Raw genomic sequence first — 6,888 nt, 5'->3', positions numbered from 1 at the left:
CTCACGCGTCAAGCGCAAAGCCGCTGGTGAAACAGCGCTCGATCCCGAGGAGCGGATCCATGAACGCAAGCCGCTCGGCCAGCAGTTGCAAGGGCGCCGCATGGTCGCCGACAGCGCGATGGCGCACTGAGGGATACAACGTATCGCCAGCGATCGGCGCGCCGAGTGCCGCCATGTGCACSCGCAGCTGRTGCTTGCGGCCGGTGACCGGCGTCAGCGCGTAGCGCCAGCGATTGCCGCCGCGCGCGATGACATCGATGCGTGTTTCGCTGTTCGCCACCCCTTGGACTTCCTGCACGCGGAAGAACGGTTCGCCGGCGACGATCCGGCTGGTGCGGATGCAGGGGAACACGAGGTGCGGTAGCGCCGGCGCGATCGCCTGATAGCGCTTCTCGATCCTTCGCTCGCGGAACAGAGCCTGGTAACGCGCGCGGCTTTCCGGCCGGGTGGAGAACATCACCACCCCCGCGGTCTCGCGATCGATCCGGTGCAGTGGCACCAGTGCGGGATTGCCGGTGCGGCGGACCAGGCGCGCCAGCAGCGTTTCGCGGGCGTGCCGGCCCGCGGGCACGACGGGGAGGAAGTGCGGCTTGTCCGCAACGAGCAGGTCGTCATCCAGGTGCAGGATGACTTCGTCGAACGGAATGACGGGCTCCTCGGCGACTTCGCGGTAGTAGTGGATGTCCAGCCCCACACGATAGGAGCGGGATGGGGTCACCGGGTTCCCGTCGCCATCCACCACGCGCCCGCGCGCCATCCGCTCGATCCATTGCACGCGTGGAATGGCGGGAAAACGTTCGCACAGGCAATCCAGTACCGTCGGCCATGCGCCGGGCGGCAACTGCAGCGTGCCGGGCGACAGTCCGTCGATGTCGGGGGGGCGAACACGCCGCCCGGAGCGCGGCGCAGGGCCAGGCATGGCGCCGCTTTACTTCTTCAGCCCGGCAGCCACTTCCCGCACGCTGAGTCCGAGTTCGAGCTGGAGACGCACGTACTCGCGCTCCTTCCGCGACAGCGCGCGACCGACCTCGATGCGCACGTCTTCGGCTTCCAGGATGCGCAGGATCCTCGGCATGGCCGAACCGATGGCGTCCTGGCCATAGCCGGCTTCACGCAATGCGGCGGTCAGGAGGGTCTCGAGGTCCATGGTGCGTCCGGGTCCGGCAGGGGGTCGCATTGTGCATCAGCCGGGTCGCACCCACCCCACCCGGTCCACGCCGCAGCACGTCGGCCGCAGGCAGCGATCCGCCGGCGAGCGATGCATTGACGGCAATGAACTACTGTGTATACTCACTATACACAGATGCCGACTTGAGACTTCTACGCTTGGCTCGCGAAACCGATAGGAGTGCTTCCCTCGCCACCGCTGCATCGCCACGCAGCGTGCCGCTCGCGCACGGGGGTTGAATGGATACGGACCTGCTGCTGTCTCCCCATTCGATCACGCCGATGTACGAGCAGATCATCGCGCAGGTGGTCGCCAAGGTGATGGCCGGCGAATGGAAGGCCGGCGCGCCGCTCCCGTCCATCCGCGAGCTGGCAGCGGGCAGCAGGGTCAGCGTGATCACGGTCAAGCGGGCCTACCTGGAACTGGAACGGGCCGGCGTCATCGTGACGCGGCAGGGCAAAGGCTCGTTCGTGGCAGAGAGTCTCGACGCCACGCAGATGCTCGCCGCCCAGGAATTCCAGTCGCAACTCGCCGGCCTGCTCGAGGCGGCCAGGAAACTCGGCCTCGACCGCCGGCAGGTCCTCGATCGCGTCGAACATGCCCTGTCCGACGAACCCGACAAACCCCTCATCGATCCCGACGGAAGGAAGCCACGATGACACTCGCCATCGCACTCGAAGGCGTGCACAAGCGGTATGACGACTTCGCGCTGCGCGATATCGACCTCGCGCTTCCCACGGGCCAGGTCATGGGCCTGGTCGGCGTCAACGGCGCCGGCAAGTCGACGCTGTTGCGGTTGTTGATGGGCCTCGTGCGGGCCGATGGCGGCAAGGTCGACGTGCTCGGCCAGCCCATGCCACACGCCCAGGTCTCGGTGAAGCAGGAAGTCGGCTACGCCTCCGACGACATGCGCCTTTACCGCGGGCAAAGCCTGCGCTGGCACATGGACTTCGTCCGCAGCGTCTATCCCGCGTGGGACGAAGCCTATGCGCAGGATCTGCTGAAGCGCTTCGACCTGCGGCCGCACCAGGCGCTCGCCGGGTTCTCGCACGGACAGCGCGTCAAGGCATTGCTGCTGCTGCTCTTCGCCCGCCATCCACGCCTGCTGTTGCTGGACGAACCGACCACGGGACTGGACCCGGTCGCGCGCGGCGAGGTGCTGGACGCACTGGCCGATGTGTTGCGCGACGAGGAACGCTCGATCCTGTTTTCGTCGCACAACACCGCGGACATCGAACAGATCGCCGATTCGATCACCTTCCTGCATGGCGGCCGCGTGGTTGCGTCGCGCGACAAGGAGTCCTTCCTCGACGGCTGGCGGCGGATCCTCTGCCGTGGCGCTTCGACCGACGCGCTCAGGCGGCTGCCCGGCATCGCCTCGATCCGCGACAGCGCGCCCCTGCTGGAAGTGAAGACCGGCGCCTTCGACGCCACCACGCTGCCCGCACTGCAGGCCATCGGTCTCCACATCGAATCAGTCGAGCCGATGGCGCTGGAAGACATTTTCGTCACCACCGTCCGCGGAGGAAACAACGCATGAACTGGCTCGCATCCGATGGCGCGATGGTCCGCAAGCTGATCGTCAAGGACTGGCAGGTCTACCAGAAGCAACTCGCCGGTTTCGTCGCCGGCCTGTTGCTGGCGCTGGGGCTGGTGGGCATGGGCACGCCGCTGCTGGCCTCGGCGGGCGCGCTGCTGTTGCTGGTGCTGCTGCTCGTGGTGGGTTCCTACGCCATCCAGTCTTCAGTGATGCTCGAACGCAAGCAGCAGACCCAACCCTTCGTCATGAGCCTGCCCGTGACGCCCATGGACGTGTTCTGGGGCAAGTTGCTGGCCAATCTGGTCATCTACCTGGTGCCGTTCCTGCTGGTCGGCGGCTTCCTGCTGGCGCTGGTACTGACCACGCCCCGCCCGGACGGCATGGTGCCGTGGCTGGTCGTCGTGGCGTTGTTCATGCTGGCCAATTTCTGCCTCTCGCTGTGCATGGTGATTGCGGTGGATTCCGAAGGCTGGAACGTCTTCGCGATGCTGGCACTGATGACGCTGATCGGCCCCTTTCTCTACTGGGTCACCTCGATGCCCGGAATTCGCGAGCACCTGCGCGGCGATGCCATCGTCTGGAGTCCGCCGGTGCTGGGACTGATCGGCGCCGAACTGGCGGCGATCGGCATCGCCATCCTCATCGCCGGCTGGGTGCACGCGCGCAAGACCTCGTTCCTCTGAGCGGCGCCATCATGCCGCCCGGGGATCGCCTCCACGCCATGGACAACCTGCGCGCGCTGGCGATGCTGGCCGGCGTGGTCTTCCATGCAGCGCTGGCCTACAGCCCGCTCATGCATCCGGTATGGCCGGCCGCGGATCGGGGGAATTCGTCGGTCGTCGACGCAGTCGCGTGGTTCGTGCACCTGTTCCGCATGCCGCTGTTCTTCGCCATCGCAGGCTACTTTTCGGCACGGCTGGTGACACGCCGCTCGATGGCGGCGTTGTTCCGCCATCGATGCAGGCGCATCCTGCTGCCGTTGCTCGTGCTGGCGCCTCCCCTCCTCGCCGGCATGACCCGGCTGACGCAACACGCCGCGGAAACGGCGTCGAATCCATCGCCGGCACTGGCATGGATCCGTGCCTTCATCGATCAGCACGGCGCCATGCCCGCGATGCCGGGGTGGGCGCACCTGTGGTTCCTGTTCTATCTGATGCTGTTCACGCTGCTGGTCTGGGTCGCCTCGGCCTTGGGCCTTGGACGCATCGGCACCCGGCTTTTCGGGATGCCTGCACCCGCCTGGGTCGTGGCGGGCCCTGTGCTGACGGCACCGGCACTGATGATGGTCGGCGCACCATGGCCGGCGCCGGAGTTTTTCGTGCCCGCGCTGTGGGCGCTGGTGTTCTTCGGGCCGTATTTCGCGTTCGGCTACCAACTGTGCCGCCATGACGGGCTGCTTGATCGCCTTCGTCCCCTTTCGTCGTTCCTGTTGGCCGGCGCGCTCGCCGCCTACGCCTGGCTTTTTCGATGGACCGACGGCTTCGAGACCGAACACGCCTCTGCCTGGGCACACGGCGTGCGCGCGCTGCTGGAAGCATGCGCGGGAAGCTGGATGACGCTCTGGTGCCTGATGGCGTCCAAGCGATGGCTGGATTCGCGCAGCACCGCCCTGCGCTGGCTCGCCGACAGCGCGTACTGGGTCTACCTGATCCATCTGCCCGTGCTTCTGGCCGTCCAGTACCAGCTGCTGGACGTGCCGTGGCACTGGACGCTCGAGTTCGCGGCGTCGCTGGCCGCCACGTTCCTGCTGTCGTTCGCGAGCTACCAACTGCTCGTGCGGCACACGGTGATCGGCAGGTGGCTCAATGGCGGAATCACGCTGTCCGCGGTCTCGACGACGACATCCGGGCCGCACGCCCGCTGAGCATGCCGTGCGACGCGAACGCGGATCAGGCGAGACCCTGCGCGGGTTCGCTCGCGCCACCGCATCCTGAACGCATCATGCGCTGCCTCGCCGGACTTCACGGGGACGTGACTTCGCCGCCCCTAAGTTCGCCGGCAAGACACATGCGCCCCGCAACGAGGACCACCATGACCATAATCAGATTGCGGGCGACGGGCCCGCGCACCGGCTTCGATGCCCTGCTGGCCGCCTTGCATGGCGTGGACGGCGTCGAGCGGGTGGAGGAACTCGCCGACCTAATGCCGCACATGGACGACGATGATTCCAGTTCGGCCGGCCTTTCGGACGACATGCCCGGCGACGACGTGCATGCCGTCGAAGTGGAAGCCACGTCGTCGCATGCCGACCGCGTACGCGCCACTGCGGACGACATCGGCGAGCAGTATGGGCTGGTACTTGAGTACGTGGACGAGTTCTGACCCCGCTTGGCCGGACTGCGCTATACCTCCGATGCCATGCCCGGCCTGCGCCGGCGACGCCGCGGGCGCGGGTTTGCGTACGTGGATCCGCGTGGGCGTCCCGTGCGCGACGACGCCACACTCGCGCGCATCCGCCAACTGGCCATTCCACCTGCCTATACCGACGTGTGGATCTGCCCGGATGCGCGAGGCCACCTGCAGGCGACCGGTCGTGACGCGCGCGGACGAAAGCAGTACCGCTACCACACGGCATGGCAGGCCGAACGCGGCGCCCGCAAGTACGACCGACTGATCGCATTCGCCGACGCCCTGCCTCGCCTGCGCCGTCAGGTCCGTGCCGACCTCGCCCTGCCTGGGCTGCCGCGGCGGAAAGTGGTCGCGCTGGTGGTCGCCCTGCTCGGCCACACGCTGCTCCGCGTCGGCAACGCGAGCTATGCGCGCGAAAACGGTTCGTATGGACTTACCACGCTGCGCAATGCGCATGCGCAGTTCATCGCGGCAGGCCATGTGCGGTTCGCGTTCCGTGGCAAAGGCGGTAAGCCGCTTGAATCACGCGTATCCGATGCGCGGCTGGTAAGGCTGGTACGGCAGTGCCGGCAACTGCCGGGACAGGCGCTCTTCCAGTACCGCGAAGAAGGCCGCGTCCATCGCATCACCTCCGGGGATGTGAACGACTATCTGCAGGCGCAGTTGCAGGGCCACTACACCGCCAAGGACTTCCGTACCCTGGGCGCGACGCTGTTCGCGTTCCGCGCGTTGGCGATGCAGGACCCGCCCATGCCCGGCGACGATGTGCAGCGCGCACAGATCAGGATGGCCGTGCTGCGTGGCGCCGCCGACCTGCTGGGGAACACGCCGCGCATCTGCGAGAAGAACTACGTGGATCCGCGCGTATTCGCGGGCTGGGAGGACGGCGCACTCCAGCGCGCCGCCCGCCATGCGAGCGGGCCCCGGCAATGGGAACGGGCCGCGATCCGCTACCTGCGTCGCGCGCGGGCGTGACGCAGGAGAGAGTGCACAGGAAGGGCGAGCATGCAGCCCGCCTGCGCATCACATCGTATGGGTGGGCTTCTCGCCGTTCAGGCTGCCGGCCAGCATCGTTTCGATGCGGTTCTTGATGGCTTCGCCTTCGCTGTTCTCGGCGAATTGCACGCCGATGCCGGAAGCGCGGTTGCCCTGCGCGCCGACGGGCGTCACCCAGACCACCTTGCCCGCCACCGGCAGGCGATCACTGGATTCGGGCAGGGTCAGCAGCAGGAACACCTCGTCACCGAGGAAGTAGCGCTTGGGCGTGGGCACGAAGATCCCGCCGCCCTTCACGAACGGCATGTAGGCGTTGTACAGCGCGGCCTTGTCCTTCACTGCCAGTGACAGGATGCCCTGCCGTCCACCTGCTGCATTCATCGACGTCTCCGTGTTTCGGTCAGCGGCGCGCCCCGACAGCGCGTCCGCGATCGCCACCGGCCCAGGCCAGCAGCAGTTCCACCATGGCGAGATCGCCGCGCACCGTGGTCCGCAGGAGATCACGGGTGCGGTTGGCGGCGTCGAACCAGGTGGCCAGCTTGTTCAATCGGGCAGGATCGGTCAAGCCGACGGTGCCCGCCTGTTCCAGCGCGAGATCCGCCGCGTGGCGCAGTCGCGCATCGGCCAGCTCGTCGTGGRCCCAGCGCTGGGCGGTCTCCACCACGCCGATCTCGCCCCTCTCCAGCCGCTGCAAATCACGTGCCACCGCTTCGCGCAGCGCCAGGCCATCGTGGCGCAGCCAGTCGTCGGCAAGACCGGGGTGGCCGCGTGCCGCGTCCAGGGCGCGAACGGCGTCTGCAGGCGCATGGCCCTGTGCCTGCAGCCAGGCCAATGC

Annotated in this window: 9 protein-coding genes and 1 pseudogene; 6 read left to right on the top strand and 4 right to left on the bottom strand. The window is 67.3% G+C overall.

Going from position 1 to position 6,888, the window contains the following annotated elements:
- Position 1 precedes the first annotated feature (1 nt).
- Positions 2-919 (bottom strand): pseudouridine synthase, encoded by a 918-nt coding sequence (locus AC04L7_RS09825; protein WP_435997846.1) that lies wholly within the window; start codon positions 917-919, stop codon positions 2-4.
- A gap of 9 nt (positions 920-928) precedes the next feature.
- Positions 929-1,147, bottom strand: a complete 219-nt coding sequence (locus AC04L7_RS09820) for a polyprenyl synthetase (RefSeq protein WP_296280139.1) — start codon at positions 1,145-1,147, stop codon at positions 929-931.
- A gap of 260 nt (positions 1,148-1,407) precedes the next feature.
- Here AC04L7_RS09820 and AC04L7_RS09815 point away from each other — a divergent pair, with 260 nt between their 5' ends.
- The 6 genes from AC04L7_RS09815 to AC04L7_RS09790 all read left to right on the top strand — a co-directional run bounded on the left by AC04L7_RS09815 (position 1,408) and on the right by AC04L7_RS09790 (position 6,032).
- The gene (locus AC04L7_RS09815) at positions 1,408-1,827 is read left to right on the top strand and encodes a GntR family transcriptional regulator (RefSeq protein WP_435997844.1); all 420 of its coding nucleotides are present in this window, start codon (positions 1,408-1,410) and stop codon (positions 1,825-1,827) included.
- Positions 1,824-2,708 carry an ABC transporter ATP-binding protein gene (locus tag AC04L7_RS09810; RefSeq protein ID WP_299341802.1) on the top strand — a complete coding sequence of 295 codons (885 nt, stop codon included), beginning with the start codon at positions 1,824-1,826 and terminating at the stop codon, positions 2,706-2,708. The genes AC04L7_RS09815 and AC04L7_RS09810 overlap by 4 nt, the downstream gene beginning before the upstream one ends.
- Positions 2,705-3,391: an ABC-2 transporter permease gene (locus AC04L7_RS09805; RefSeq protein ID WP_435997842.1), complete on the top strand. Its 687-nt coding sequence runs from the start codon at positions 2,705-2,707 to the stop codon at positions 3,389-3,391. The genes AC04L7_RS09810 and AC04L7_RS09805 overlap by 4 nt, the downstream gene beginning before the upstream one ends.
- A gap of 38 nt (positions 3,392-3,429) precedes the next feature.
- A complete protein-coding gene (locus tag AC04L7_RS09800) occupies positions 3,430-4,572 on the top strand; it encodes an acyltransferase family protein (protein WP_435997840.1) in 1,143 nt (380 codons plus the stop codon).
- Positions 4,573-4,739: 167 nt separating this feature from the next.
- Positions 4,740-5,030 (top strand): hypothetical protein, encoded by a 291-nt coding sequence (locus tag AC04L7_RS09795; protein WP_435997838.1) that lies wholly within the window; start codon positions 4,740-4,742, stop codon positions 5,028-5,030.
- Between the two features lie 6 nt (positions 5,031-5,036).
- The gene (locus tag AC04L7_RS09790; protein ID WP_435997836.1) at positions 5,037-6,032 is read left to right on the top strand and encodes a DNA topoisomerase IB; all 996 of its coding nucleotides are present in this window, start codon (positions 5,037-5,039) and stop codon (positions 6,030-6,032) included.
- A gap of 48 nt (positions 6,033-6,080) precedes the next feature.
- Here the strand turns inward: AC04L7_RS09790 and AC04L7_RS09785 are convergent, their stop codons facing one another.
- Complete coding sequence (locus tag AC04L7_RS09785) at positions 6,081-6,434, bottom strand: PilZ domain-containing protein (RefSeq protein ID WP_296280132.1); 354 nt, start codon at positions 6,432-6,434, stop codon at positions 6,081-6,083.
- Positions 6,435-6,453: 19 nt separating this feature from the next.
- Positions 6,454-6,888, bottom strand: a pseudogene (locus tag AC04L7_RS09780) (DNA polymerase III subunit delta'); the annotation flags it as partial.

The organism is Pseudoxanthomonas sp. LjRoot204_2 (genome assembly GCF_056175765.1).
This window is presented reverse-complemented; position numbering and strand designations above follow the sequence as displayed.

Coding starts and splice junctions, on each gene's coding strand:
- AC04L7_RS09810 (WP_299341802.1), top strand. CDS start 1,824: ATGACACTCGCCATCGCACTCGAAGGCGTGCACAAGCGGTATGACGAC.
- AC04L7_RS09800 (WP_435997840.1), top strand. CDS start 3,430: ATGGACAACCTGCGCGCGCTGGCGATGCTGGCCGGCGTGGTCTTCCAT.
- AC04L7_RS09805 (WP_435997842.1), top strand. CDS start 2,705: ATGAACTGGCTCGCATCCGATGGCGCGATGGTCCGCAAGCTGATCGTC.
- AC04L7_RS09815 (WP_435997844.1), top strand. CDS start 1,408: ATGGATACGGACCTGCTGCTGTCTCCCCATTCGATCACGCCGATGTAC.
- AC04L7_RS09785 (WP_296280132.1), bottom strand. CDS start 6,434: ATGAATGCAGCAGGTGGACGGCAGGGCATCCTGTCACTGGCAGTGAAG.
- AC04L7_RS09795 (WP_435997838.1), top strand. CDS start 4,740: ATGACCATAATCAGATTGCGGGCGACGGGCCCGCGCACCGGCTTCGAT.
- AC04L7_RS09820 (WP_296280139.1), bottom strand. CDS start 1,147: ATGGACCTCGAGACCCTCCTGACCGCCGCATTGCGTGAAGCCGGCTAT.